At 47.0% G+C, this 25,692-nt stretch carries 21 protein-coding genes and 1 riboswitch; of the genes, 13 read left to right on the top strand and 8 right to left on the bottom strand.

What is annotated here, in order from left to right; translation table 11 throughout:
• The first annotated feature begins 15 nt into the window (after positions 1-15).
• The 5 genes from ACOIT5_RS18960 to ACOIT5_RS18940 all read left to right on the top strand — a co-directional run bounded on the left by ACOIT5_RS18960 (position 16) and on the right by ACOIT5_RS18940 (position 8,223).
• Positions 16-1,380 (top strand): FGGY-family carbohydrate kinase, encoded by a 1,365-nt coding sequence (locus tag ACOIT5_RS18960; RefSeq protein ID WP_423127740.1) that lies wholly within the window; start codon positions 16-18, stop codon positions 1,378-1,380.
• An 82-nt stretch (positions 1,381-1,462) separates the two neighbouring features.
• Positions 1,463-2,758, top strand: coding sequence for a class II aldolase/adducin family protein (locus ACOIT5_RS18955; RefSeq protein WP_423127739.1), 1,296 nt, complete (start codon positions 1,463-1,465; stop codon positions 2,756-2,758).
• Between the two features lie 192 nt (positions 2,759-2,950).
• Positions 2,951-4,240, top strand: coding sequence for a glycosyltransferase family 4 protein (locus ACOIT5_RS18950; protein ID WP_423127738.1), 1,290 nt, complete (start codon positions 2,951-2,953; stop codon positions 4,238-4,240).
• 72 nt (positions 4,241-4,312) lie between these two features.
• A complete protein-coding gene (locus ACOIT5_RS18945) occupies positions 4,313-4,993 on the top strand; it encodes an ABC transporter ATP-binding protein (protein ID WP_423127737.1) in 681 nt (226 codons plus the stop codon).
• Positions 4,990-8,223, top strand: a complete 3,234-nt coding sequence (locus tag ACOIT5_RS18940) for an FtsX-like permease family protein (protein WP_423127736.1) — start codon at positions 4,990-4,992, stop codon at positions 8,221-8,223. The genes ACOIT5_RS18945 and ACOIT5_RS18940 overlap by 4 nt, the downstream gene beginning before the upstream one ends.
• Positions 8,224-8,294: 71 nt before the next feature.
• On the opposite strand, the gene ACOIT5_RS18935 is transcribed toward ACOIT5_RS18940, so the two are convergent.
• The 6 genes from ACOIT5_RS18935 to ACOIT5_RS18910 all read right to left on the bottom strand — a co-directional run bounded on the left by ACOIT5_RS18935 (position 8,295) and on the right by ACOIT5_RS18910 (position 14,129).
• Complete coding sequence (locus ACOIT5_RS18935) at positions 8,295-9,149, bottom strand: pirin family protein (protein WP_423127735.1); 855 nt, start codon at positions 9,147-9,149, stop codon at positions 8,295-8,297.
• Positions 9,150-9,243: 94 nt separating this feature from the next.
• On the bottom strand, positions 9,244-10,221 hold the full coding sequence (locus ACOIT5_RS18930; RefSeq protein ID WP_423127734.1) for an SDR family oxidoreductase: 978 nt from the start codon (positions 10,219-10,221) through the stop codon (positions 9,244-9,246).
• A gap of 34 nt (positions 10,222-10,255) precedes the next feature.
• On the bottom strand, positions 10,256-10,954 hold the full coding sequence (locus tag ACOIT5_RS18925) for a CPBP family intramembrane glutamic endopeptidase (protein ID WP_423127733.1): 699 nt from the start codon (positions 10,952-10,954) through the stop codon (positions 10,256-10,258).
• A gap of 19 nt (positions 10,955-10,973) precedes the next feature.
• A complete protein-coding gene (locus ACOIT5_RS18920) occupies positions 10,974-12,122 on the bottom strand; it encodes a voltage-gated chloride channel family protein (RefSeq protein ID WP_423127732.1) in 1,149 nt (382 codons plus the stop codon).
• Between the two features lie 309 nt (positions 12,123-12,431).
• The gene (locus ACOIT5_RS18915) at positions 12,432-13,424 is read right to left on the bottom strand and encodes a GGGtGRT protein (RefSeq protein WP_423127731.1); all 993 of its coding nucleotides are present in this window, start codon (positions 13,422-13,424) and stop codon (positions 12,432-12,434) included.
• A gap of 12 nt (positions 13,425-13,436) precedes the next feature.
• Positions 13,437-14,129, bottom strand: coding sequence for an iron-sulfur cluster assembly scaffold protein (locus ACOIT5_RS18910; protein WP_423127730.1), 693 nt, complete (start codon positions 14,127-14,129; stop codon positions 13,437-13,439).
• Positions 14,130-14,253: 124 nt separating this feature from the next.
• A riboswitch (Fluoride riboswitch) is annotated at positions 14,254-14,321 on the bottom strand.
• 76 nt (positions 14,322-14,397) lie between these two features.
• Between ACOIT5_RS18910 and ACOIT5_RS18905 the strand changes: the two genes are divergently transcribed.
• Genes ACOIT5_RS18905 through ACOIT5_RS18895 form a run of 3 tightly spaced genes read left to right on the top strand, consistent with a single transcriptional unit; the run spans position 14,398 to position 16,848 of the window.
• Positions 14,398-15,804, top strand: a complete 1,407-nt coding sequence (locus ACOIT5_RS18905; protein ID WP_423127729.1) for an amidophosphoribosyltransferase — start codon at positions 14,398-14,400, stop codon at positions 15,802-15,804.
• A 39-nt stretch (positions 15,805-15,843) separates the two neighbouring features.
• Positions 15,844-16,260 (top strand): flotillin-like FloA family protein, encoded by a 417-nt coding sequence (locus tag ACOIT5_RS18900; protein WP_423127728.1) that lies wholly within the window; start codon positions 15,844-15,846, stop codon positions 16,258-16,260.
• Between the two features lie 42 nt (positions 16,261-16,302).
• A complete protein-coding gene (locus ACOIT5_RS18895) occupies positions 16,303-16,848 on the top strand; it encodes a hypothetical protein (protein ID WP_423127727.1) in 546 nt (181 codons plus the stop codon).
• Positions 16,849-17,404: 556 nt separating this feature from the next.
• Here ACOIT5_RS18895 and ACOIT5_RS18890 read toward each other — a convergent pair.
• Positions 17,405-18,109: a hypothetical protein gene (locus ACOIT5_RS18890; protein WP_423127726.1), complete on the bottom strand. Its 705-nt coding sequence runs from the start codon at positions 18,107-18,109 to the stop codon at positions 17,405-17,407.
• Between the two features lie 255 nt (positions 18,110-18,364).
• Between ACOIT5_RS18890 and ACOIT5_RS18885 the strand changes: the two genes are divergently transcribed.
• The 5 genes from ACOIT5_RS18885 to ACOIT5_RS18865 all read left to right on the top strand — a co-directional run bounded on the left by ACOIT5_RS18885 (position 18,365) and on the right by ACOIT5_RS18865 (position 23,827).
• The gene (locus tag ACOIT5_RS18885) at positions 18,365-20,443 is read left to right on the top strand and encodes an N-6 DNA methylase (RefSeq protein ID WP_423127725.1); all 2,079 of its coding nucleotides are present in this window, start codon (positions 18,365-18,367) and stop codon (positions 20,441-20,443) included.
• Between the two features lie 35 nt (positions 20,444-20,478).
• On the top strand, positions 20,479-21,879 hold the full coding sequence (locus ACOIT5_RS18880; protein ID WP_423127724.1) for a restriction endonuclease subunit S: 1,401 nt from the start codon (positions 20,479-20,481) through the stop codon (positions 21,877-21,879).
• Between the two features lie 359 nt (positions 21,880-22,238).
• The gene (gene tnpA, locus ACOIT5_RS18875; protein ID WP_423127723.1) at positions 22,239-22,715 is read left to right on the top strand and encodes an IS200/IS605 family transposase; all 477 of its coding nucleotides are present in this window, start codon (positions 22,239-22,241) and stop codon (positions 22,713-22,715) included.
• Between the two features lie 66 nt (positions 22,716-22,781).
• The gene (locus tag ACOIT5_RS18870) at positions 22,782-23,162 is read left to right on the top strand and encodes a hypothetical protein (RefSeq protein ID WP_423127722.1); all 381 of its coding nucleotides are present in this window, start codon (positions 22,782-22,784) and stop codon (positions 23,160-23,162) included.
• 338 nt (positions 23,163-23,500) lie between these two features.
• Positions 23,501-23,827, top strand: coding sequence for a hypothetical protein (locus tag ACOIT5_RS18865; protein WP_423127721.1), 327 nt, complete (start codon positions 23,501-23,503; stop codon positions 23,825-23,827).
• Between the two features lie 90 nt (positions 23,828-23,917).
• Here ACOIT5_RS18865 and ACOIT5_RS18860 read toward each other — a convergent pair whose 3' ends face one another.
• Positions 23,918-25,264 (bottom strand): sodium:solute symporter family protein, encoded by a 1,347-nt coding sequence (locus ACOIT5_RS18860; protein WP_423127720.1) that lies wholly within the window; start codon positions 25,262-25,264, stop codon positions 23,918-23,920.
• Positions 25,265-25,692 lie beyond the last annotated feature (428 nt).

The following is a 25,692-nucleotide window of genomic DNA, read 5'->3' as shown; positions in this document are numbered from 1 at the left end:
CTTTAATTTATTCTTATGAAACAAGTAATTGCTGTTTTCGACATAGGGAAAACAAATAAAAAACTTTTGCTCTTTGATGAAAATCTGCAAATGGTTTTTCAGCAGGAGCAAAAGTTTCCTGTTATAACCGACGACGACGGGTTTGAATGTGATGATATTGACCTGATAACCTGCTGGATGAAAGATGAATTATCCCGGCTGGCGGTTAGCGGTGAGTATAACCTGGTTGCAGTGAATTTTTCAACCTACGGGGCCTCCCTGATGTTCCTGGACGAACAGGGCAACCGGCTGACTCCGGTTTACAACTACTTAAAACCGGTTGCCGGACAGATCGCCAACAGCCTGTTTGACGCTTACGGCGGCCAGGACGAATTTTGCAGGAAAACAGCCAGCCCCGCGCTCGGCTTATTGCTGAATTCGGGGATCCAGATCTTGTGGCTGAAACAGGAAAAACAGGAAATTTTTTCCAATGTAAAATCCATCTTGCATTTTCCGCAGTATTTGTCTTATTCGCTTTGTAAGCAAATTGTTGCGGAGCCAACCTCCATCGGGTGCCATACCTTTCTTTGGGATTTTGATCAGATGAATTATCACCGGTGGCTTTCAGACAAGGGAATTTCGTTGCCGCAACCGGTAACCAACAACGTTGTTTTTCAGGCAAAACTGGTCGAAAAATCTGTTCTCACAGGAACCGGCATGCACGATAGCTCAGCTTCGCTGGTGCCTTACTTAAAAGGCAGCCGGGAAAAATTTATTTTAGTGTCTACCGGAACCTGGTGTATCAGTATGAATCCGTTTAACAGTGAGCCGCTAACGGCTGAACAGCTGAAGCAGGATTGCCTGTGTTACTTGAGTCCGGAGATGCAGCAGGTAAAATCGTCGCGCCTGTTTATGGGGCATTTTCACGAGGTGTGGGCGGAGAAACTGGCCGAACATTTTCAGGTGGAAACCGGACGGTTTAAGACGGTGATATTTAGCGAAGAGCTCGTCAATGCTGCAATACAGAAGAATCACGGAGAGGCTGTTTTCTTCCCGGGAGGGAAAGAAAGTTTTGAAGAAGGGCTGAAATCAGTCAGGCTGGCTGCTTTTAACAGCTATGAAGAAGCTTATACCAAACTGGTCATTGAATTGACCAATCTTTGTATTCAGGCAATCAAGCTGGTTATTCCCCGCAATGATGAAACCAAAAATATCTACATATCGGGAGGATTTGCACGAAATGAACTGTTTATCCGGCTTCTGGCCAAACACTTTACCGGAAAGAAAGTATACACTTCTGAAGTTGATAATGCCAGCGCGCTTGGAGCAGCCCTTGTTATTGCAGATACCTTTGACGGCGCTGACTTGTCGAAACTCGATCTGGGGCTGAAGGCCTGGTGATTCTGCTTGAAAAATAAAAAACAAAATACGGATAAAAAGTCGGCGAATAAGTTCACTGTAACCCTGTTAAGCAACTGACAACATGAGACGATTAGACACCAAATTGATGCACCCCCGTGATCAGATCACGATGATCATCAGCAAGATTTACCGGAGTGGCTTAACCACCACATCAGGCGGAAATATTTCCATCATGGATGAAAACGGCGATATCTGGGTAACTCCCTCGGCGATTGACAAAGGCTCGCTTCGCCCGTCCGATATTGTTTGTGTGCGAAGAGACGGGAAAATTGAAGGCCGCCATAAGCCATCATCCGAATATCCTTTTCATAAGGCCATTTACGATTGTCGCCCCGAAATTAAAGCGGTTATTCACGCGCATCCGCCTGCTCTGGTGTCCTTTAGTATTGTCCGGAAAATTCCCGATACCAATGTGATTCCACAGGCAAAATACGTTTGCGGCGATATTGGGTATGCTGCTTATGAACTTCCCGGGAGTGACTGGCTTGGCGAGGAAATTGCCAAAGAGTTTCGCAAGGGATTTAAGGCGGTGATCATGGAAAACCACGGGACAGTGATTGGAGGATCGGACCTGAACGATGCGTTCCAGCGATTTGAAACCCTGGAGTTTTGTGCGCGGACCATCATCTACGGCAGCACCATCGGCACACCCAATTACCTCACCGACGAGCAAATTGAGGAGTTTGAAAACCAGATTCCCCGCTTGTTGCCCGAGATGGATTCGGTTGAACATCCGTCAGACGAACGGGCCATTCGCGAAGAAATCACCCGGATTGTCCACCGCGCCTGCGATCAGGGATTGATGATCAGCTCGTACGGAACAGTTTCAGTACGCTGGCGAGACAACGATTTTTTGATCACTCCGCCAAAAGTTTCGCGCTGGGATATTCAAAACGAAGATATCGTGCAAATTAAGGACGGCAAACGCGAACCGGGTAAAATTCCGAGCCGTTCAACCTGGCTGCACCAGGAAATCTACAAACGGAACCCGCATGTGAATTCCATCATCCTCACACAAACTCCCTACCTGATGGCTTACAGTGTGACCGACACGAAATTTGACGTTCGCACCATCCCCGAAAGTTGGATTTTCCTGCAGGATGTGCCGAATGTGCCTTTCGGATCGCATTTTGCGGGTCAGGAAACGATCCTGAACATCCTGTCGAAAAACACGCCGGCTGTAATCATAAACAACGACTCGGTGCTGATCACGGGCGATAAACTGCTGGGGACCTTCGACCGGCTGGAAGTAGCCGAATTTAGTGCGAAGTCCCTGACACTGGGCGCTTCTTTAGGTAACTTAATTCCCATAAACCCACAACAGGTCGACGATCTGAGAAAAAAGTTTTTAAGCTGATCCGGGTCAAAATTTTTCCGTTTTTATCATTATCCATGCGAATCTTCAGGGAACTCTCTTTCACTGAAGGTTCGCATGACTTTTCAACATTTTCTGCCTGTTAGCGGTTTATTTACTAACTTCGAATGGAAATTATTTTTCGGAAAGTAAATCCCCTGTTTCGTTTTTAACGGAGGCAAAAATGATAACTCTATGAAAATCGCACATATCATACCCGGTTCCGGAGGTAGCTTCTATTGCGGAAATTGCCTGCGCGACAGCAAATACATGAAAGCGCTAAAGGATGCAGGTCAGGAAGTTATAAAAGTTCCTTTGTACTTGCCCATTTTTGAAGATGGCAGCGACCTGACGGAAGTGCCGGTATTTTACGGCGCAGTTGATATTTACCTGAAACAACGTTTCCCGGTTTTCAGATATATGCCGGCCTTCGTGGATCGGATGCTGAATTCGAGACCTGTACTTAATCTGGCAGCCCAAAATGCAGGTTCGACCAGGGCAAAAGGACTCGAAGAAATGACCGTATCCATGTTGCTGGGCGAAGACGGTCTTCAGAAGGAGGAGCTTGAACGCCTGGTAGAATGGCTTCGCGATGAAGCTAAACCCGACGTGGTTCACCTGTCGAATGCCCTATTGCTGGGCTTGGCGAGGCGAATCAAACAACGCCTGAATATTCCGGTGGTTTGTTCGCTTCAGGACGAGGATGTTTGGGTGGATGTGATGAGCGAAAAGCACCGGGAAGAAGTGTGGCGATTGATGGAGGAACGGGGGAAAGAGATTGATGCATTTGTTTCGGTTAGTCAATATTACGCACGGGAGATGGTTAAAAAGCTGCGTATTCGCAAAGAACAACTGCATGTTAACTATATTGGTGTTGATCCATCAGATTATCAGTCACTTGATGTCCGGGAAAAAGAACCGGTGATCGGCTATATTTCGCGGATGTGCGAAGAAAACGGGCTCGGCATCCTGATTGATGCCTTTATTCTCTTAAAAGAAGAAGTAAAATATAAACCGGTAAAACTGAAAATCACAGGTGGAAAAACCAACGATGATACCTCGTTTATAAAAGAACAAAAGATGAAGATCGCAGCAGCCGGACTGGAACAGGATGTGTTCTGGGTGGATGAATTTGAGGGGGCATCGAGACAGAATTTTTTCAACTCGGTGGCTGTACTGACCGTTCCGGTGCTGAACGGCGAAGCCTTTGGACTTTACCAGCTGGAAGCCCTGGCTTCGGGAATACCGCTGGTGCAGCCGGAATTGGGGGCTTTCCCCGAAATTATCGGCCTGGCCGATGGCGGCGGAATGACCTATCGGCCAAACAGCCCCAAAAAGTTGGCTAAAACATGGAAAAGCCTGATTCTCGATAAAAATAAACTGCATGAAATGAGCCTGACAGGTGTAGCCGGGGTGAAAAAACAATTTGATATTCATAAACAGGCAGCGAAACTTGTAACAATTTATGAAAAGGTGATTGGTTAACTGGTTAATTGGTCATTGGTCATTAGTCATTAGTCATTGGTTATTAGTTATTGAATATTTGAAGTCATTAATATGCTTGAAGTTAGAGGCATTACCAGAAGTTATACTTCATCTTCAGGGGAGAAACGGGTTATTTTGGATCGTCTGAACCTGACCGTTCAGGAGGGGGAGCGGGTCGCTATTGTTGGCCCTTCCGGTTCGGGAAAAACCACCCTGCTCAATTTGTTGGGGGCATTAGACCGGCCGGATTCAGGAGAAATACTGATTGACGGAGAACCAGTCTATCAAAAAAATGAAAAAGAACTGGCCTTATTCCGAAACCGCTGTGTGGGATTTGTTTTTCAGTTTCATCACTTGCTGCCGCAACTCAATCTGCTTGAGAATGTTCTGGTGCCGGCGCTCGCCCAAAAATCAACGGTCGATCAGGAATCGCTGCAACGGGCGGAAAGGCTGATCAATCGCCTCGGACTTGCTGCATTAAAGCATCAGAAACCGGGACAACTTTCCGGAGGTGAGTGCCAGCGGACAGCGGTAGCCCGCGCTCTGATCAATAAACCCAGAATTTTGCTGGCCGATGAACCAACCGGGGCATTAGACAAAAATTCATCCGCTCAACTAACGAAGATGCTCCTGGAGTTAAATCAAGACGACCGGGTGAGCTTAATTGTGGTTACTCATTCGATGGAACTGGCTTCAAAAATGGATAAAATCTACCAACTGGTCGATGGTAAACTGCAATCAGCCGGCTTATGAACCTACCTCGTTATGCCATAAAATCGCTGCTTCATCATTGGAAACTCAATCTTACCGTAATCCTGGGCGTGGCCCTCAGTACGGCTATATTGCTGGGGGCTTTCGTGATTGGCGACACGGTTTCGCATAGTTTGAAGCAAATTACCCTGCAACGCCTGGGAAATACCGACTGGCTGATTTCGGGCGGGGAACGGCTTTTCAGGAAAGCACTGGCCGATGAGTTGGCTGAAGACGACTTGCAGACCTGTCCGATGCTTTTCACAAACGGGATGGCTGTTTTGAACGGTGGGGCGGCCAGGGTTAACCAGGTGCAGGTGTGGGGAATCGCACCCGGTTTTGGTGCGTTCACCGAAGATCAGGATTTATATGCAATTACCGGAAATGAAGCGGTGATCAACGAACAACTGGCGCAAATCCTGGGAATTGAGCCAGGCGAAGAACTGCTGGTGCGTGTCAATAAGTTAACGGCTTTTCCGGCCAATACGCCGTTTGTTTCGGCCGATGAAAGTACGCTGTCATTCCGGGTGAAAGTGAAAGCGGTTGCTACAGCCGGGCAAAGCGGCAACTTCAACCTGCAAAACATCCAGTCGGCCCCCAAAAATATATTTGTACCGCTCGATTTCCTGAACCGCCAAATGCAGCTCGAAGGCAAGGCCAATTTAATCCTGGTTCACGGCTCAGGTTTGTCAAAACCGGATTTGACGGAACGCATCTCCCGCCATTGGCAGTTGGAAGATCTGAGCCTGGAAATTCGTGAAAATTCGGCATTGCAATACACCGAGCTGACTTCAGGCCGGGTCTTTATTGAACCTGCCGTCGCTGATCGCTTGTCAGAGTCAGCTCCGACTTCCGTTCCGGTGTTCAGCTATTTTGTGAATGAAATTAGGCATGGCAATATTTTGACTCCTTATTCGTTTATCGCCGGTTTGCCGGGTGATGAATTAAACATAGCCGATAATGAACTTATCTTAAATAGCTGGTTATCTGATGATTTGAATGCATTACCCGGAGATTCACTACAGCTAAATTATTTTGAAGTTGGCCCGCTTCGGCAACTGATCGAAAAAACGGTCTGGTTGCGGGTGGCCCGTATCGTTAACCTGGAAGGGAGCTGGGCCGACGTCAACCTGATGCCCGATATTCCCGGCTTGTCGGATGCCGGGCATTGCAGCGACTGGGAAACCGGTGTTCCTGTTGATTTAACTAAAATCAGGCAAAAAGACGAAGATTACTGGAACAAATTTAAAGGTACGCCTAAAGCCTTTGTCAGTTTGGTAACAGCCCGGCAATTGTGGGGCAACCGCTTTGGATCGTCAACGGCCCTTCGTATTGGCGGTTTGCAGGCTGCTGAATTTGAAAAGCTGGCGCTAACCGAACTTAAGCCCGAACAGGTTGGTTTTCAGTTTACCGAAACAAAGGCCGAAGGTTTACAGGCCGCCGCACAGGGAACCGATTTTTCGGAACTTTTCATCGGGCTGAGCTTTTTTGTGCTGGTTGCCGCTTTATTGCTGGCGTATCTCATGTTTCAGCAGTACCTGAACTTTCGCCATGAAGAAATCGGAACCTTACATGCTCTTGGCTTTCCGGCTGTAAAAATTCGTCAGTTGTTTTTTGCAGAAGCGATTTTCCTGGTTATCCCGGGCTGTTTGTTGGGTATTCCGCTTGGGCTGGCTTATAACAGACTGATTTTGGACGCAATTAATTCAATCTGGCACGACATTGTCCGCACGTCTATCCTGCACATTCACATTACTCCCAATGCAATTGTAAAGGCGACAATCCTCGTTGCGCTGATCAGTCTGGTCAGTGTTTGGTTTATTCTGAAGCAGTATGCCCGGAAACAAGTGGTGCAAATGCAACGTGCCGGCGACGAAAAAGACAAATCTTCGAAACGGACCTTCCGGCTTGGGGCCGGATTAGTTATGATCGCACTGATTTTGATGCTCGCTGCCGGAACCGGCGATGAAATAAAACCGATGCTCTTTTTTATCAGCGGGTTTTTATTATTGCCTGGTTTAATTCTGTTGCTGTCCTGGCGTTTTGGCAAAATGATGAGCCGGTCGACTCAAAAACTGTCGTTTAACTCATTGGTATGGTCGTTGGTATTATCCGATAAACGCAGGAACGTACTGGTGGTTAGCTTTCTGTCGGTTGGCGTATTTTTGGTACTTGCTACCGGAATGAACCGAAAAGATTTGCTTAGCCGGGCCGATGAACCCGGATCGGGAACCGGCGGATATCAATTTTTTGCGCAAAGCAGTTTTCCGGTTTTGTTTGATTTGAATAGCCCTGAAGGTCAATTTGAAGTGGGCCTGGAGGATTTGAATGCAGAATTTGTCCAATTTCAGGCAGTGCCCGGCGACGATGCCAGTTGCCTGAACCTGAACCGGGTTTCGCGTCCCCGTTTGCTGGGTTTCAACCCGCTTGTCTTCGACCGGAAAAAAGCTTTTTCGTTTGTTACACAAACCGGCGACCTGGATCCGGAACATCCCTGGCGGTCGTTAAACAAAAAACTGGCTCACGGGCAGATACCGGCCATTGCCGACCAAACGGTGATCAAGTGGGGCTTGGGCAAATCGGTTGGGGATACGCTGGTTTATCAGAACGAATCCGGAGAATCACTTGTATTGAAACTGATTGGCGGATTAGCCAATTCGGTGTTCCAGGGAAATATTCTGATTGGAGACCATTATTTTTACGACAATTTTCCCTCGGTGAGCGGCTCAGGGCTGTTTTTGATTCAGGCTGACTACAAGGAGGAGGAGGCGCTTCGCTCAGCATTCCGGAACTACGGTATGGAAATTTCGACTGCGAAAGACCGTTTGTTGCTGTTTTATCAGATTGAAAATACCTATCTGAATATTTTTCTGATGCTTGGCGCTTTAGGTTTATTAATCGGAACAATCGGTTTAGGAATTATCATTTACCGGGGTATTTTCGAGAAACGGGCGCAATTTGCCTTACTGGAAGCCACCGGATATAGTAAGGCAAAAATTCGGAAGATGATTCTGTACGGAAACCTGTATGTTGTAACACTGGCTTTATTTACCGGATTGGCTGCGGCCGTGCTGTCTGTTTTTCCGGCGTTGGTTTCGGAGCTGTATGCCGGCCTGCTATACTGGAGCCTGGGAGTATTCGCACTTGTACTGCTCAGCGCCTGGTTTTGGGTGTTTACCGCAAACCGTCTGTCGGTACGCGGCAATTTATACGAAGCTTTGCGCAATGATTAAGCGTAACGCATGATTGAATACTAAGATTAAAGACTTTAGACTCACCACTCGATACTGAGGACTATCAGTACTCAAAACATCCAGCGGCCAAATTTACCGGCGTGGTAATCTTCATAAGCCTGCCTGATTTCGGCCTGTGTATTCATAACAAACGGGCCCTGCGATACAACCGGCTCGTTTAACGGTAATGCATGTCCAAGCAGTAAGCAACTTTCTTTTGTTGCCAGTACATCAATTCGGGTATCATCGTTCTTAAATTCAACCAGGCTCTTTTCCTGGATCAGCCGGCCGTTGACCGTCATCTCTCCGCCGATCAGGTAAAAAAAGATGGTTTCTTCATTGGGAACGGATAAGCTAAATTCGGCTCCTGTTTCAAAATGAATGGTTCCCAGATGGGCTCCAATAGGCGAATAAAAAGGTCCTTCAACACCCTTGTATGCGCCGGAAATCAGTTTTATGCTCACCTTCCCGTCGTCGGAGAGGATAAGCGGGATGGCTTCTTTTTGAAGCCCTTTGTAAAAAGGTTCCGTCATTTTCAGGTGCGCCGGCAGGTTAATCCATAGTTGTAAAATTTCCAACTTCCCGCCGTTTTCTTTGAATTCATCCGAGGAAACCTCCGAATGAATTAATCCGCTGCCGGCTGTCATCCACTGGACACCTCCTGCAGTGATGATACTTTTTTCACCACCGCTGTCGAAATGAGCAATATCGCCGTTCAGCACAAAGGTAACAGTTTCCATACCCCTGTGCGGATGGGGTCCAAAAGGAAGCCCTTTGTTTTTGGCTTTATATACCTGCGGCCCGTGATGGTTTAAAAACAGAAACGGATCGAGGTAATTAACCGATGGCGTTGGAATTACCCGGTAGGTAACCAGATCGTCAATGGGCTCATAAACAGGTTTGTGTATTCGTTTTATTGTTCGCATGCCGCGTATTTTAGATGAAAACACCCCGGCCGTTAAAAAGTTTACAGCAGTCTGTTTATGAAGAAACAAGGTTTCGGTACAGAAAGATGCCGGTTCAGCTGTTCAGCCAGTCACAGGTCTTATTTAAACCTTCTTCGAGGGGCGTTATTTTGTAGCCCAGTTCGGTAACGGCTTTTTGGCTCGACACGTCCCAGTGGTACAGGTATCGCGTTACCCATTCGCGGGTGATCAGGGGCGCCACGCGGAAAACAACAGTACGCAATTCAAACAAAAAAGCGACCGCCATTAAAAGTTTTTCAGGAACACGGATCATCGGTTTTTGTTTGCCGGTAACGGAAGCCACGCAGCTGAAAAATTCGTTGAAGCTGACATTATCGCCTCCTAACAGGTAATTTTCGTTTGGCCGGCCATGCTTAAAGGCCAACAGGTGCCCGTCAACCACATCGTCAATAAAAACATAGTTGCCAATGCTTTTCCCGTTTCCGGGGATGATCCCGAACCTTCCTTCAGCATAGAGCTTTAATAAACGGGTAACACCGTTGCTCTCGCTCAACAGGCCCGGACCGTACACGCGGGTCGGGTTTACGATGACGACTTCAGGATAACCGTTTGAAGCGTTCAGCGCCAGTGTTTCAGCCTCTGCTTTGGTTTCTTCGTAGGCTGTAAAAAAGGGGATGGTCCTTTTTGTTTGTTCGTTAATTACTCCGTCGACGGAAGGACCGTACACCCCGGCTGTTGATGTGAGCACAACGCGTTTCACTCCGGCATCGCGGGCAGCCTGAAGGACATTTGATGTACCCTGTACATTGATCCGGCGAAAAGTTTGAGGGTCTTTATCCCAAACCCGGGCAAAAGCGGCCAGGTGGAAAACGGCCTGACATCCGGCAACGGCTTTATTCAGCGAATCCGGATCGAGAATGTCTCCTTCAAACAGGCGGATGCCCGGATGGTCCAGATCTTTTGTTTTTGCTGCCGACCGGTACAAGGCGTGTACCTGGTAGCCTTCGTTGGCGAGCCTCATACAAAGTTGACTGCCGATTAAGCCGGTTGCTCCTGTTACCAAGATGTTCATATCAACAACATTTAAATGATTTGCAGCATAATGCTTAGTCAGGTGTATTTTTTCCCGATTTAAAAGAAATGTGTTTGTGGTATGCAAGCGATGCCCACTCGTTCGACCAGGCCATGATGAGATGCACTCCGAAAGCAACCCAGATTGAGCCTGTTGTGAGGGTAGCGATGCATAAAATTATGCCTAAAGGAATGGACCCGATCGTTTCAAACCTGCCTTTGTGGATGTGGGCGATTGCGTATAAAACCACATTGATGACAATGGAGGGTATGGCGCCAACAGCGCGTTCGCAGGCAAAGAGTAAAAATCCGCGGAAGAAAAATTCGTACGCCAGCAGGTACGCGGCCCAGCTAAACGCGCTGCCGGCAAGCAGTCTGAAATTCCACACCGGGTTACGAATTTGCGGGTACATGTCCAGGTTCGACGGGCTATTCGCACGCGAAATGCCAAGCGGTACGATGACCGCTCCCAAAATGAGCACCCAAAGAGCAGTCGCCCGCGGCTGGCTGAGCATCAATCCGTATTCTGACAATGTTGTTGGTAAAAATAAAGCAATCATCAGCACGGGCAGTCCTCCAAAATTAACTACCCCGGCTAAGCGTTGTAAGGTAACAGGCCCCTCATTCCGGCGATCTGCTTTTATCCGTTGCTTAAGGGAGGCGTTGACCAAAAAGTTAATGGCCAGGCAGACAAAAGCCGTTCCCAAGGCCATCCAAAATTCAAAATTAACCATATCGCACATCCGTTTTAAATCAATCCGTTTTATTCTTCTTCTTTTCGCGGATATCACTTAAGGTGTTTTTTTCGCCGAGATGATCATTTAAACCGGCTTTTGAAACACTAACCCGCTGTGAACTGTATATGCCGGAATGCCCGCTGAAATAGTAAGCGATAAAACAGACAATGGCATAGTATAAAACATGTTCGCCGCCGAACAGTTCAACCCCCATAATGGTACATGCCAGGGGGGTGTTGGTCGCTCCGGCAAATACGGCAATAAAGCCCAGTCCGGCAAATAACTCAACCGGGTTCCCGGTGATGGTTGCCAAGGTATTGCCCAGGGTGGCGCCGATGAAAAACAGCGGGGTAACCTCGCCTCCCTTAAACCCGGTGCTTAAGGTGACGGCCGTAAACAACAGCTTCCAGAACCAACTGAAGGGGTCGACGCCTCCGGGAATGAACGCATTGACAATGCTGTTTCCGGTTCCGTCGGAGGTGGTGACGCCAAGCCCTAAGTAGTCGTTGGTGCCCAGGATCAGCGACAGGGCGATGACCATGCAGCCACCCAACACCGGAACTATAAATTTCCGGCGAATGTATTTTGCGGTCAGGTTTTTTATGGTATGCGACATCTCGGAGAAAGCATAACCGGCCAGTCCGAATAAAACACCTGCCAGTGCCACGTATAAAATGAGGGAGAGGTCGAAATTGAAATAGGAAGCACCTGCGCTTGCCTGTTCATGAAAATTGATATGGTAATGCGTATGGCCTATCCCGTATGCCGAGCAAACTTTATCAGCCATCACCGAGGCAAAAAAAGCAGGCAGCAGGGCATCGTATTTGATACGGCCAATGGCCATCACCTCAAGCGCGAAGATGGTTCCGGCCACCGGCGTGCCAAAAACGGCGCCAAAGCCAGCTGCCATACCCGATATCAACAAAATGCGGAGATCTTCTTTTTTTAACTTCATCTTTTTGCCAATGAAATTAGCTACGCTGCCTCCGATTTGCACGGCTGTACCTTCGCGTCCGGCCGAACCCCCAAACAGGTGGGTAACAACGGTCGTGATTAATACAAAAGGAGCCATCCGGGCAGGGATGCCCCCACCGGGTTTGTGTATTTCGTCCATCACCAGGTTATTTCCCGCTTCGGCATTTTTCCCCTTAAAACGGTACAACATAACAATCGCGACACCGGCAAGCGGCAGAAAATAAAGCAACCAGCCGTTTCCCCAGCGAATTAGCGTTGCCTGTTCGAGCAAAAACAAAAACAGAGCGACAAACGATCCGGCCACAAAAGCCACCGGCATGGCCAGGAAAAACCATTTGACCACATACAGTAAAATATGGTATTGGTCAAATGATTGTTGAATCTTTTTGATCATAGCATCTTAAAACCTGAGGCAGCTTACCCTTACCGGATTCGGTAACAGCTGAGCTTCACCTGCATCGGCATTTCGTATTTTCAGAACAATTTTATTTTTAAAGATTTAAGCTTGCGAAATGGCCACGGCTACGGCTACCGATGCGCCAACCATCGGGTTGTTACCCATTCCGATCAATCCCATCATCTCCACATGTGCCGGAACAGAAGATGAACCGGCAAATTGAGCATCGCTGTGCATCCGGCCCATCGTATCGGTCATCCCATATGAGGCGGGGCCGGCAGCCATATTGTCGGGATGCAAAGTGCGTCCGGTGCCACCACCCGATGCCACCGAAAAATATTTTTTGCCTTGTTCTATACATTCTTTTTTGTAGGTACCGGCAACCGGGTGCTGGAAGCGGGTCGGATTGGTTGAGTTACCGGTGATCGATACGTCAACGCCTTCGCTGTGCAGGATGGCAACGCCCTCGCGGACATCGTCGGCGCCGTAACAATTAACTTTTGCCCGATCGCCTTTGGAGTAAGCAATACGCTCAACCTCTTTCAATTCGCCGGTATAATAATCAAATTGCGTTTGGACGTAGGTAAAGCCGTTGATCCGGGCGATGATCTTTGCAGCATCTTTTCCCAAGCCATTCAGGATAACGCGGAGAGGCTCTTTACGGACACGGTTGGCTGATTTGGCAATGCCAATGGCTCCTTCGGCGGCAGCAAACGATTCGTGCCCGGCCAGAAAGGCAAAACATTTGGTTTCTTCGCGCAGCAACATGGCTGCCAGGTTGCCGTGGCCAAGGCCTACTTTACGATCGTCGGCAACCGAGCCGGGGATACAGAATGCCTGTAAGCCTTCTCCGAGGGTAGCTGCGATGTCGGCTGCATTTTTTTGCCCTTTTTTGATGGCAATTGCAGCGCCTACGGTGTATGCCCATAAAGCGTTCTCAAAGGCAATGGGCTGAACGTCTTTTACAATTTTGAACACATCAACGCCCTTGTCGTCGCAGATGTTCTTTGCTTCTTCAACCGATGAGATCCCGTAGGAATTTAGGATGTTATTGATCTGTTTGATCCGTCTGTCATAACTTTCAAATAATGGCATAGTTGTTTTCTCCTATTCTTTACGTGGGTCAATGGTTTTTACGGCTTCGTCAAAACGGCCATATTTGCCCGACGCTTTTTTCAGCGCTTCGTTGGCGTCCACTCCGGTTTTGATCAGATCGAGCATCCGGCCCAGGTTCAAAAACTCGTAACCGATAATTTCGTTATTTTCATCCAGCCCGATTTTTGTGACGTAACCTTCGGCCATTTCCAGGTAGCGGGGGCCTTTGGCTACCGTTCCGTACATGGTTCCGGTAACACTGCGTAAACCTTTCCCTAAATCTTCCAATCCGGCGCCAATGGGGAGCCCGCCTTCCGAAAAAGCAGTTTGAGTACGTCCGTAGACAATTTGCAGGAAAAGCTCGCGCATGGCGGTGTTAATGGCGTCGCAAACCAGGTCGGTATTAAGCGCCTCAAGGATGGTTTTTCCGGGAAGAATTTCAGAAGCCATAGCTGCCGAATGCGTCATCCCGGTACAGCCAAGTGTTTCAACCAGCGCTTCCCGGATAATCCCGTCTTTTACATTTAAGGTAAGCTTACAGGCTCCTTGTTGCGGTGCGCACCAGCCAACGCCGTGGGTTAACCCCGAAATGTCGTTTACCTCTTTGGCTTTTACCCAACGTCCTTCTTCGGGTATTGGAGCCGGGCCATGATTTGCTCCCTGAGCAACGCAAATCATCCCTTCAACTTCGTGTGTAAAACTCATATGAGCTGATTTTTAGGTTGATAAATTTAATTTTATACTTCAGTTCGGATTGAATCCGGAGAAATCGGATTGTTATTCTGATGAATGAGCTTACCATAAATTCAAAATTTTTGAATTTGTATTCGTTATGGTAGAAGTCATCAGCCCTTATTTTGCAGGCGGTTAATGGCAGACCTCATTGCCAATGGCAAAGATAGCAGGATAAAGTAAAATCTTATTAACTTGCCGCCCTTATTTTTGAATGTCGGTTTTAACGATTGTTATTATTATGAGCGGATTTTTTGGAAGTATATCGACGCAGGATTGCGTGATGGATGTGTTTTATGGTACGGACTACCATTCGCACCTTGGCACAAAAAGGGCGGGGATGTCTTTTTACTCAAAAACAACTGGTTTTCAACGGGCTATTCATAGCCTCGAAGACGGTTATTTCAGAAATAAGTTTGATAACGACATCAAAGGTTTTTCGGGCAACTGCGGGATTGGCGTGATCAGCGATTTCGAGGCTCAACCCATCGTGGTGAGCTCTCACCTGGGGCGTTTTGCCATTGTTACCGTGTGTAAAATTACCAACGCTGATGAATTGGAAGAACGTTGTATGAAACAGCGGCTTACTTTTTCGGAAACCAGCCAGGGCACCGTTAATCCAACCGAGCTGGTTGCGATGCTGATTGCCGAATGCGATAGCTTCCTATCAGGCATCAATCATGTTTTCGAGTTGATCAAAGGCTCCTGTTCCATGCTGATTATGACTGAAAAAGGATTGATTGCTGCACGGGATCAATTGGGGCGAACGCCGATCATTCTGGGGAAAAAGAAGGAGGCTTATGCCGTTTCGTTCGAAACCAGCGCCTTCCCGAATCTCGGCTACGAAATGGACTATTTGCTTGGGCCCGGCGAAATTGTAGAAATTACAGCCGACGGCTATCATCAACTGCGTAAACCGAACGACCGCATGCAGGTATGTTCGTTTCTTTGGGTTTATTACGGTTACCCGCCTTCGTTTTACGAAAACATCAATGTGGATGAAGTCCGTTACCGTTGCGGCGCGGCCCTGGCCAAAAATGACGACGTGAAGGCTGATTTTGTAGCCGGCATTCCCGATTCGGGCATTGGCCATGCAATGGGATACAGTAACGAGAAAGGGATTCCGCTGAAGCGCCCGTATTCGAAATACACACCAACCTGGCCCCGTAGTTTCATGCCGCAGAACCAGGAAACCCGCGACCTGGTGGCCAAAATGAAACTGATTACCAACCAGGCGGTCATCAAAGGGAAATGCGGCATTTTTTTAGACGATTCCATTGTCCGCGGCACCCAGTTGAAAGATAATGTATGCCATTTACACGCCGGTGGAATCAAAGAAATCCATATGCGCATTGCCTGTCCGCCGCTGACGTATCCCTGCGAATTCCTGAATTTCAGCCGTTCGCGCACCAGCCTCGATTTGGCAACCCGGAAGGCCATCAAGCAACTTGAAGGCAGCGAAGATCTGAACTTAGAAGCCTATTCCGAGTCGGGTAACGGGCAATACGCTGCCATGGTTGAACAAATAAGAAAGAATCTCGGTTTAACTACGCTTAAATTTCAAAAACTCAACGATTTGGTCGATGCCATCGGGCTTCCCAAAGAAAAGCTTTGCACCCATTGCTGGGACGGATCAAGTTATTTTTGATGAAATTTACACTTTTAGATCATTTTAACTAAACTGCTTATGGAAAGTTATTTGTCAAACATTTTTCTGCTTGCCGGAATTGTTGTGGTTCTACTGATCATTTTGTACTATATCCCATTCGGATTGTGGTTTACGGCAACGCTGTCGGGGGTAAGGATATCCATCATGGAGATCATACTGATGCGTTTTCGAAAAACACCTCCGGCGCTGATTATTCAGGCCTTGATTATGTCGCATAAAGGTGGAGTACCCGTGAACCGCGATCAACTGGAAGCTCATTACCTGGCGGGCGGAAATGTGAATAAGCTGGTATATGGATTAGTTGTTGCCAAAAAAGCCGGTTTAAAAATCAGCTTCGAAAAGGCTGCCGCCGCCGATTTACAGGGAGTTGATTTGTTCGAATCGGTCAAAGCCGAAGTTGCCAAACGTGCTCAGCAAGAGCCCCTGTTTGAGTAATCACCGGTTATCTGTCAGGAAAAATTTAATTGACCTACCGATATGAGAAAAAAAACCGTAATCATTTTCGCCATCATCCTGTTTGGCAGGCTTGCATTCTCGCAGGGAACAGAGAATTTTCGTTTTGTTGAATCCGGAGTAGGAGCCTGGTACCCGCAGGAAGTGCATGCTGTGTTTAATATTGCCTATACCGCTGCGGTCTCCGAGTCGTTTGCCGTTGAGCTTTCGTATAACCTGGGAGCTGATAAAAGTTCGGTTGAGTTTCACGAACTTGGGGTAAAAATAGGCCCCTACGTTAAACTGGGCAAGTATTCGTACCTGATGCTTTCGGCGGGTGGCGCCGTTATGTTTGACCCGTCGGGCAGAGGTTTCGAGCAACAACAAAGCGGCTCCGGATTACCGATTTTAACTTACAGTGACGGCAACAACCTGTTGCATATCCCCTTGCAGGCCAAACTGAACATGACGGTTTTTAAACGCCTCGGGCTTGGAATGAAATACACCTATAACAAAAACTTTAAAGACGGAATTGACGACCAGTCGTATTTTGTTTTGTTTCTGTCGTACAGCCTGGCCCGTACGAATTAATCAGGATGTTTAACGAATCCGTTTTCGCGGCCATGATCAGATCGTTGCGGGTACAGCAGGCAATCTTTACGTGTCTATTCACGTTTAATTGTTTCGCGATTTTGAAACGGCCAAGCGCACGGTAGAAATAACCATTGAGCAGGACGAGGCGGCGGCCATGTGGTTTATTGAAGAAGCCCAATGGGATTAAACGGAAACCCGTTCAATTTGAATAGCCATGGGTACAATAATCACCGATTGCTTTGTGGATGGATTACCCTTCCGCCTCTGCGGCGGAGCTTTCCGCCTTCGATTTTTTTGTTTCCGTCGTCGTAGCGGAAGTTTCCGCCACCGAGGCGAAGGTTTTCGGGTGTGTAGCAGAGGTTTCCGTCACCGAGGAGAAGGTTTCCGGGTGAGTAGCGGAGCTTTCCGTCACTGAGGAGAAGCTTTCCGCCGTCGAGGAAAAGGTTTCGGTGATCGTAGCGGAGCTTTCCGCCTGTTTGCCCGCTGATAGATTCGGTTTTGGGTATTCGCCGGACGGCTGGATGCCCCCCGGCGAATGAGAGATTGGGTTAGTCTATTCTTCCGCAGGTACTTCTTCTTTTTTGATCTCAACCCCCATGCGTTTCACCACTTTACTGAAGGTGAACTGCTCTTTTTTTACCGGGTCGCCGTTGTATATTTTCGAGGCGATTTTGCAAATCCCGATCACCTCGGCATAAATGCCATTGAAAATAGCCACTGCTTCTTCCGATTGCTCCCTGGTGGTCGATTTTAACACTTCCTGACTGATATTCGCGGCCTGTAATTCATCGGCGTAGCCGATGGTGGAATCAATCAGGGCCGGGTTAATGCCTTTGCCGGTCAACTCGGTTTTCAGCTCGTCGGTCATCCCTTTTTTAAAGGCATGGAGCTGGGTAATCAGTCCTTCCTGGTCGAGCGCGTTGAGCGGTCTGGTGAATCCCAAACCTTTTAAAATTTCTTTGGCCTTTTTACCCAGGTCCACTTCGACCTGGGTTTTCAGGAATCCCAGGTTTTTAAGGGCCGGTTTCAGAATATCATCCAGTTGGATAGTGGCCTCACGCAAAGCTTTTTGTTTATCAAGCCCCAGAAAGTCGTTGACGGCCGAATCAATTTTACTGTTTAGTTGGCCGACATAGCTTTCGGTCCAGTTGGTGCGGATCAGGCTTAAGTCGTCCAGGTTGAGCGACATACTCTTTGCAATGGTTTTACAGGCCATCAGCATCACATCGTCTCTCACTTTGTAGTTTCGTTGAGTCATGGTTTTTTGTTTTAATTGATAGAAGTAATTTTTTGAAAATTAAAATTACGGTAAAATACATATACCAATCCAGACCTATTTTTATGTTTTACAAAAGGTTTTGGGGGAGAAGCGATTTTTAATTGCCGGTTGAATGCGCGGTTACAAACCGCGCCACCCAGGCAGGAACAGCATTATATTTTACAGAAGAAGCCCATTTTTTTAAATTATCGCTACTTTTAGGGACTTAAAATAATCAACCCAAAAAACACGACGATGACCATTGCCGAAATTCTCCGCGACTCGAATTATAAAATCACCCAATTCGACCTGGTGCAAATTCAGGAATTTGAAAAACGGATTGTTACCCGACCCGATAAAAAAGGCGCTCCGGTTCCTTACATCACCTGTTCCGTAAGGAAAAAGGAAGTCAAGCTGACGCCCGAAGAGGTAGTTCGCCAGTTGTTTCTGGGTGTGCTGATGAACGAATACGGTTATCCGGCAGAGCGGATGGAACTGGAATATGCGGTTTCGTTTGGCCGCGAGAAAAAACGCGCCGACATCGTGGTTTTCGACAAACAGCGAACTACCGATCCTTACATTTTAATTGAACTCAAAAAGCCAAAATTGAGGGATGGAAAGGAACAACTGAAAGGATATTGTAATGCGACTGGCGCCCCCATTGGTATATGGACGAATGGAGATTCTATTTCGTTTTATCACCGAAAGGAGCCAAATCATTTTGAAGATTTACCCTCCATCCCGAAGGCCACCGAAAAACTGTCGGACATCCTTTCGGAACGCTGGACCATTAAAGAACTGATCGAAAAAGACAAGCTGGTTACCGAGCGCAAATCGCTGAAAGACCTGATTTTGGAAATGGAAGACGAAGTATTGGCCAATGCAGGGGTCGATGTTTTTGAGGAATTATTTAAACTTATTTTCACCAAACTGTTCGACGAAATGGAATCGGGGCGCAACGCCTCGCGCTATCTCGAATTCCGAAATTACGGCGACACCGAAACCGAGCTGAAAGACAAAATACAAAGCCTGTTCAATAAGGCGAAAAAGAAATGGGAAGGCGTGTTCTCGACTGACTCAAAAATTGAACTCACGGCCTCGCACTTGTCGGTTTGCGTATCGTCGCTGCAGGATGTAAAACTGTTTAACTCGAACCTGGATGTGGTTGACGAAGCCTTTGAATACCTGATAAACAAAAGCAGCAAAGGCGAAAAAGGACAGTATTTTACCCCACGCTATGTAATCGATATGGCGGTGAAAATGCTCAACCCGCGGGAACACGAAACCATGATCGACACGGCGGCAGGCAGTTGCGGTTTCCCGGTGCATACCATTTTTCACGTGTGGGAACAAATACTGAAAGACAAGGGACTAAACAAAAGCCACCTTTTTACCCTCGAAGACAAACCGGTGGAATGTACCGATTATGTGCAGGAAAAAGTTTTTGCCATCGACTTCGACGAAAAGGCTGTGCGCGTGGGCCGCACCCTGAACCTGATTGCCGGCGACGGGCAAACCAATGTGTTACACCTTAACACCCTCGACTGGGAACGCTGGGACGACAAAACCCGCGATGAAGACTGGCTCGACATTTACAACGAAGGCTGGAAAAAGCTGAAACGCCTGCGTACAACGAACGGCAGCAACCACGATTTTCAGTTCGATATTCTGATGGCCAACCCGCCGTTTGCCGGTGATATTAAGGAAAGCCGCATTTTGGCAAAATACGAATTAGGCAAAAATGCCGCCGGAAAATACCAAACCAAAGTAGGCCGCGACATTCTTTTCATCGAGCGCAACCTCGATTTCCTGAAACCCGGGGGCCGTATGGCCATTGTGTTGCCGCAGGGCCGCTTTAACAACAGCAGCGACAAGCAAATCCGTGAGTTTATTGCCGAACGCTGCCGCATTCTGGCCGTGGTGGGTTTACATGGAAACGTTTTTAAACCCCATACCGGTACGAAAACCAGCGTGTTGTTGGTGCAAAAATGGGATGATACATTATGCCCGAAACGCGACGACTATCCCATCTTTTTTGCCACCATGCAGGAACCCAGCAAAGACAACAGCGGCGATAAAATCTACCTGCGGAAAAAAGACAACCCGAAATACAAAGTGCGCCCCGCTGAACCCGAATATTTACAGGGCAACCTCGCGCTCGACCCGCAAGCCGTTTACGTGAATACCGCCAAAGACCTCGACGAATATTTATTAGACACACACAGCCACCTGATAGTAAAACACGACCTGTTTAACCACGACGGCCTCACCGGCGACGGCATTGCCGAAGCCTTTGCCGAATTTGCCAAAAAGGAGGGCCTCAGTTTTTTTTGAGTAGCCCTTTCAACGAAGCAAAATACAAGGCATTGTTGGAAGGGCTGGAAGCAGTGGAACTGAACTCTATAGATTTCAAACTTGATAATTTTGATTTCAGACTTGATTCCGAATACTTTTTAAAATCCAATCTTTCACTTATAAAAAAATTGGATAAAATTGGATTTAGAAGAATTGGTGAATTCAGCTATGTGACTGATGGCATTCATACGTCAATTGATTATAGCGAAACAAGTAACATCAATCTTATCTCTGCTACATCACCTCGTGAGAATTATTTTGATGTCTCACGAAAAGCTTTTATCTCAGAAGTAGCACATCTCAATAATCCAAGAACTGCATTAAAGGAAAATGATTTAATTATTTCAACTGTTGGCACAATTGGTAATTGCGCTGTCGCTACAAAAGATATCCTCCCTGCAAATTCAGATAGACACGTTGGGATTGTTAGAGTCAATAAGGAGTTTCTACCAAATTTTATATCCACATTTTTACTCACAAAATATGGTAGATTTCAAACGTGGAGGGAGAGTACTGGAAATGTGCAATTGAATCTTTTCCTGTATAAGATAAGAACACTTAAAATAGCCAATCTCTCTAAAGCTTTTCAAATTGAAATAGATAAACTTGTAAAATTAGCTCATTCAAAAAGAGAATTTTCCAAACAAACATATTCATCGGCCGAAACCCTTCTTCTCGAAACCCTTGGCTTAAGCAATTTTGAACCCAGCGCAGAGCCTGTAAATGTAAAAGGTTTTAAAGAGTCGTTTTTAACCACCGGCAGGTTGGATGCGGAGTATTACCAAAAGAAGTACGATTGTTTGGAAAAGGCGATTTGTACAACAAATTACAAACGGATAAAAGAAATAAGAACCGTCAATTTTCGGGGAATGCAACCGGAATATGTTGAGAACGGCAGTTTGGATGTAATAAACAGCAAGCATATTTTAGAGGATACACTCGATTACAATGGTTTTGAGAAAACAAGCGATGAATATTGGGATATTCAGGAACGGGCTCGCGTTTTCAAAGGTGATATTCTAACCTACACAACCGGCGCAAATATCGGACGAACACAAGTTTATCGACTAGATAAAAAAGCTTTGGCAAGCAATCACGTTAATATTTTGCGGCTTAAAGAAGGAAATCCGTTTTATATCGGGTTTGTACTAAATTCGATGATTGGTCGTATGCAAACCGAAAAATATTGTGCAGGAAGTGCGCAGGTTGAATTGTATCCAAAGGATCTGGATGAATTTATAATACCAATCATTGACAAAACCATTCAGAACCAAATCATAGATTTGACAGAAGAAAGTTTCCACCTTAAAAAGCAATCCGAGCAATTGCTGGAAACCGCCAAGCGCGCGGTAGAAATTGCCATTGAACAGGACGAGGAGGCGGCGTTACGGTATATAGAAGCCCAACGCGATTAAAAAACGGGTGAAACCCGTTTAATGTGAATAGCCACGGGGTGCAACCCGTGGACAGGGTGCAACCCATGGTAACGAATAAACACGGTAATCCCAACCCCGAAACGGGGTTGAATATGAAATAACCGCAGTTGTTGTTCAACCCCCTCCGGGGTTGTTTTCGGACATTATTCCCGCGTATTTATTTCCACGCCCCACGCCCCGCGCCCCAACCCCGAATGAGGTTGAATACGATAGGTTTTGATGTGGCAAAAACATTTAACCCCTCCCGGGGTTGCGTTGCCAACGTCACCGTAATTTCCCATGTGTTTCACCACATGGCTATTCACGTTAAATCGCTTCGCGATTACAAAAAATGCTAAATGATTGGTATATTTATAGAAAACAACGCTATGAGTACCTATACACAAATCCTTTATCAAATCGTGTACAGCACCAAAAACAGGGAACATACCCTGACAAAACCGAACCGGGAGGCACTCTATAAATACATTTGGGGAGTTCTTAAAAACAAAAATTGCTATTTATATCGAATCGGCGGAATTGCAGACCACATCCATATTGTAACTCATATCCATCCATCAATTTCAGTGGCATCGCTGGTAAAAGACATTAAATTATCAAGTTCAGCCTACATCAAAACCAATCAGCTATTCCCTGATTTCAATGGATGGCAAAATGGATATGGTGGTTTTACCTATTCGTTTAAAGACAAGGATCATCTGATTGAATACGTAAAAAGACAGGAACATCACCACAAGACGGTAACATTTAGAGATGAATTGATTGAATTACTACAAGAGCAAGGAGTTGAGTTTGATGAAAAATATTTGTTATAAAATTTACGATCATGCAAAACAATACCAACAAATTGCCGGAAAGCTTTTTTATACCATTCATTTGACATGGACGAAAAACGAGAAAAAATAGTCGTTGAAGGTGCACTTGAAAGCGCTTGCTTTAAAGCCGGAAAACTCTTTATTCAAAACGAAATTTTAACCCGGGATAAATTCAGAGAATTATTTTTATCAAGCGAAAAGCTTCCAAAGAGCACTTGCACCAATTGTCCGTCAATGATGGTCGTCGAATCTTATTACGGCGATGAAATTAAATATTCCTTTCTGATCAATTATTTAGCATCAAAATATTATTGGTATCGCTGCTCGTTTGTGATGCGAAAGCCGGGAGGCAAACACGACGGATCCGGCTATATCACAACACATGTTCTGATTGAAGAATGGGAATGGGACAGGCCAATAGACTACACGGATTTTGATTTTCTATAAATAGACCGTACTGGTTTAGAAATGATCAATGCGGCCATTTGCTGGAAACCGCCAAGCGCGCGGTAGAAATTGCCATTGAACAGGACGAGGAGGCGGCGTTACGGTATATAGAAGCCCAACGCGATTAAAAAACGGGTGAAACCCGTTTAATGTGAATAGCCATGTGGTGAAACCCATGGTAACGAATAAACACGGTAATCCCAACCCCGAAACGAGGTTGAATATGAAATAACCGCAGTTGTTGTTCAACCCCCTCCGGGGTTGTTTTCGGACATTATTCCCGTGCATTTATTTCCACGCCCCACGCCCCACGCCCCGCGCCCCAACCCCGAATGAGGTTGAATACGATAGGTTTTGATGTGGCAAAAACATTTAACCCCTCCCGGGGTTGCGTTGCCAACGTCACCGTAATTTCCCATGGGTTTCACCACATGGCTATTCACGTTAAATCGCTTCGCGATTTTTGCGGTGGTTTGAATGGCCTGGTGCAATGTAACGACCACCGCGTTCAACCCGCTTCGGGGTTGGTTGGCTGGCCCGTTTGTTTTCCCCCGGTAAAACCGGGGGTGATGAACGTTAAACTCCTTCGGAGTTATGGAAAAGGAACTACCTGGACGAAACAGATTCCCTGTCTGCTGACAGGCAGGCGGCCAGAGCCCGAATGACGAAGGAAAGACGAAGGAAAGACGGGTGCCGCGATTTTCAATCGCGGATTAAAATTGCGCGGTTACAAACCGCGCCACCCGGAGGAGCTTTCAACGGATTCTATTTTCTGTTGAAGGAATCTTCAGGATGATGAAGTTGATGGCAAAGGCCGAAACAATCACCCAGTTTCCCCAACTGATCCCGAGGTCGGAAACCAGAATTTTCCCTCCTAATGCCATCAGTCCGCCCGTGATCATAGCCGGAATACTCAACTTCTTATTGATCTTCAGATTCGTCAGCGCGGCAATCAGCGGAACAATAAAAGCGCCGGAATAAAAGGCGAGCGCCAGCAAAAGGGTGCCAATAATGGAGGTCACTTTCAGGGCAATCAGTACGCTGGCCAGACCGATGAGCACAATAAACAGGCGGGTTTCGTTCAGCGATTTCCGGTTGTCGATATCGGGGTTGAACAGTTCGCTCAGCATCATTGAGGCAGTCAGCAAGGTGGTGTCGGCCGACGAAAGCACCGCCGACAGCAGGGCGGCCGCCATCAGTCCCACAACCCACTCGGGCAGGTAAAAATCAATTAGCTCAATTAGAGCCACCGAGCTGTGAAGCTGCTCATCGGGCAGGTTTTCGGTGGCAAACACACCGAGGTAAGTCAGCAAAAAAGCAAAGGGAATCAGGATGGTCGCTACGATCAGGATGCTTTTTCGGGCCGTGTTTTCGTCGCGGGCACAAAACACGCGCGAGTAGATGTCGGGGCCCACCACAAAGGTGCTCGAAAAGGTCAGAAAAAGGATGAACAAGTCAACCGGGCCGAAAGCGGTATTGAACGGAAAAGCAGATGTGAGGGGCGAAACCTGCGTGCCCTGCTCGAAATACAAAAAAACGCCAGAGAAGACGACTCCCAGCAGGATGACAATCGCCTGGAGGAAATCGGTTTTCAGGATGGATACCTGTCCGCCAATCAGCGTGTAGCCGATAAACACGGCGCCCGACAACCATACGCCGTTTTCGTACGAAAGCCCGAACATGCTGACCAGTATTTTTGAGGCGGCAATCACCTGAGCCGCTACAATGCCAGTCCAGGCCAGCGGGATAATGACCGAAGCCGATTTCCGGGCCGTTTCGCCGTAAAAGCGGCCAATCAGGTCGGTCAGGGTAAATTTGCCCAGGCGGTTTACTTTTCGTACAAGCGGAAGCAGCAGCCACAGCCCGGCCGAGGCGGCCAGCAGGTACCAGGCGGCCGCCCAGCTTTGCGTCATGGCCAGGTTGGCCGTTCCCAGAATGGCCGAACCGCCCAGGATGGACGCCAGTAAACTACCCGAAATCTGCAACAGCCCGTTGCGTTTTCCGGCGACAAAATAATCTGCCGGCGACTTAATCCGAAAAGCAGAATACAGCCCAATCAGCAGTAAAACAATTCCGTATGTGGCCAGGATGGTTAATTTCATAATTGCAGTAAAAATAGGAAAATGCCGTCAACCTGAGGCACTGATCGGGGAAATCGCTTTTAGAATATTTTACTTTCTATGATGAGTGTCTTTCTAAATTATTTAATGATGAACCCTCTACTGCCTCCCTTTTTAAGCTACTTTTTACACATTCATACGCGATATGTTTTTCTTGCCCTGTAGGAGCAAGAAAAAAGGACGGATACTTGCATATATAGATGAGCTTTTAAGGAAGGCCGGGTCCGGGAGAGTATGGACGGGAACCCCCGATGCTTCAAAAACCTTTAGATCGTTAAAGGCGATTACCCTGATGTTATGTGAAAACTAAACTTCTGCCTCTAATTTAATGATTAATGACTAATGACCAATAACCAATAACCAATAACCAATAACACAAGACATCGGTTAAAAACGTTTTCCCGGATAAG

The organism is Gaoshiqia hydrogeniformans, assembly GCF_049347105.1.
GTDB classification, from domain to species: domain Bacteria; phylum Bacteroidota; class Bacteroidia; order Bacteroidales; family Prolixibacteraceae; genus Gaoshiqia; species Gaoshiqia hydrogeniformans.
The sequence above is the reverse complement of the archived record's forward strand: the minus strand, read 5'-3'. Positions and strand labels throughout refer to the sequence as shown.

Coding starts and splice junctions, on each gene's coding strand:
- ACOIT5_RS18960 (WP_423127740.1), top strand. CDS start 16: ATGAAACAAGTAATTGCTGTTTTCGACATAGGGAAAACAAATAAAAAA.
- ACOIT5_RS18955 (WP_423127739.1), top strand. CDS start 1,463: ATGAGACGATTAGACACCAAATTGATGCACCCCCGTGATCAGATCACG.
- ACOIT5_RS18950 (WP_423127738.1), top strand. CDS start 2,951: ATGAAAATCGCACATATCATACCCGGTTCCGGAGGTAGCTTCTATTGC.
- ACOIT5_RS18945 (WP_423127737.1), top strand. CDS start 4,313: ATGCTTGAAGTTAGAGGCATTACCAGAAGTTATACTTCATCTTCAGGG.
- ACOIT5_RS18940 (WP_423127736.1), top strand. CDS start 4,990: ATGAACCTACCTCGTTATGCCATAAAATCGCTGCTTCATCATTGGAAA.
- ACOIT5_RS18935 (WP_423127735.1), bottom strand. CDS start 9,149: ATGCGAACAATAAAACGAATACACAAACCTGTTTATGAGCCCATTGAC.
- ACOIT5_RS18930 (WP_423127734.1), bottom strand. CDS start 10,221: ATGAACATCTTGGTAACAGGAGCAACCGGCTTAATCGGCAGTCAACTT.
- ACOIT5_RS18925 (WP_423127733.1), bottom strand. CDS start 10,954: ATGGTTAATTTTGAATTTTGGATGGCCTTGGGAACGGCTTTTGTCTGC.
- ACOIT5_RS18920 (WP_423127732.1), bottom strand. CDS start 12,122: ATGTTGTACCGTTTTAAGGGGAAAAATGCCGAAGCGGGAAATAACCTG.
- ACOIT5_RS18915 (WP_423127731.1), bottom strand. CDS start 13,424: ATGCCATTATTTGAAAGTTATGACAGACGGATCAAACAGATCAATAAC.
- ACOIT5_RS18910 (WP_423127730.1), bottom strand. CDS start 14,129: ATGAGTTTTACACACGAAGTTGAAGGGATGATTTGCGTTGCTCAGGGA.
- ACOIT5_RS18905 (WP_423127729.1), top strand. CDS start 14,398: ATGAGCGGATTTTTTGGAAGTATATCGACGCAGGATTGCGTGATGGAT.
- ACOIT5_RS18900 (WP_423127728.1), top strand. CDS start 15,844: ATGGAAAGTTATTTGTCAAACATTTTTCTGCTTGCCGGAATTGTTGTG.
- ACOIT5_RS18895 (WP_423127727.1), top strand. CDS start 16,303: ATGAGAAAAAAAACCGTAATCATTTTCGCCATCATCCTGTTTGGCAGG.
- ACOIT5_RS18890 (WP_423127726.1), bottom strand. CDS start 18,109: ATGACTCAACGAAACTACAAAGTGAGAGACGATGTGATGCTGATGGCC.
- ACOIT5_RS18885 (WP_423127725.1), top strand. CDS start 18,365: ATGACCATTGCCGAAATTCTCCGCGACTCGAATTATAAAATCACCCAA.
- tnpA (WP_423127723.1), top strand. CDS start 22,239: ATGATTGGTATATTTATAGAAAACAACGCTATGAGTACCTATACACAA.
- ACOIT5_RS18870 (WP_423127722.1), top strand. CDS start 22,782: ATGGACGAAAAACGAGAAAAAATAGTCGTTGAAGGTGCACTTGAAAGC.
- ACOIT5_RS18860 (WP_423127720.1), bottom strand. CDS start 25,264: ATGAAATTAACCATCCTGGCCACATACGGAATTGTTTTACTGCTGATT.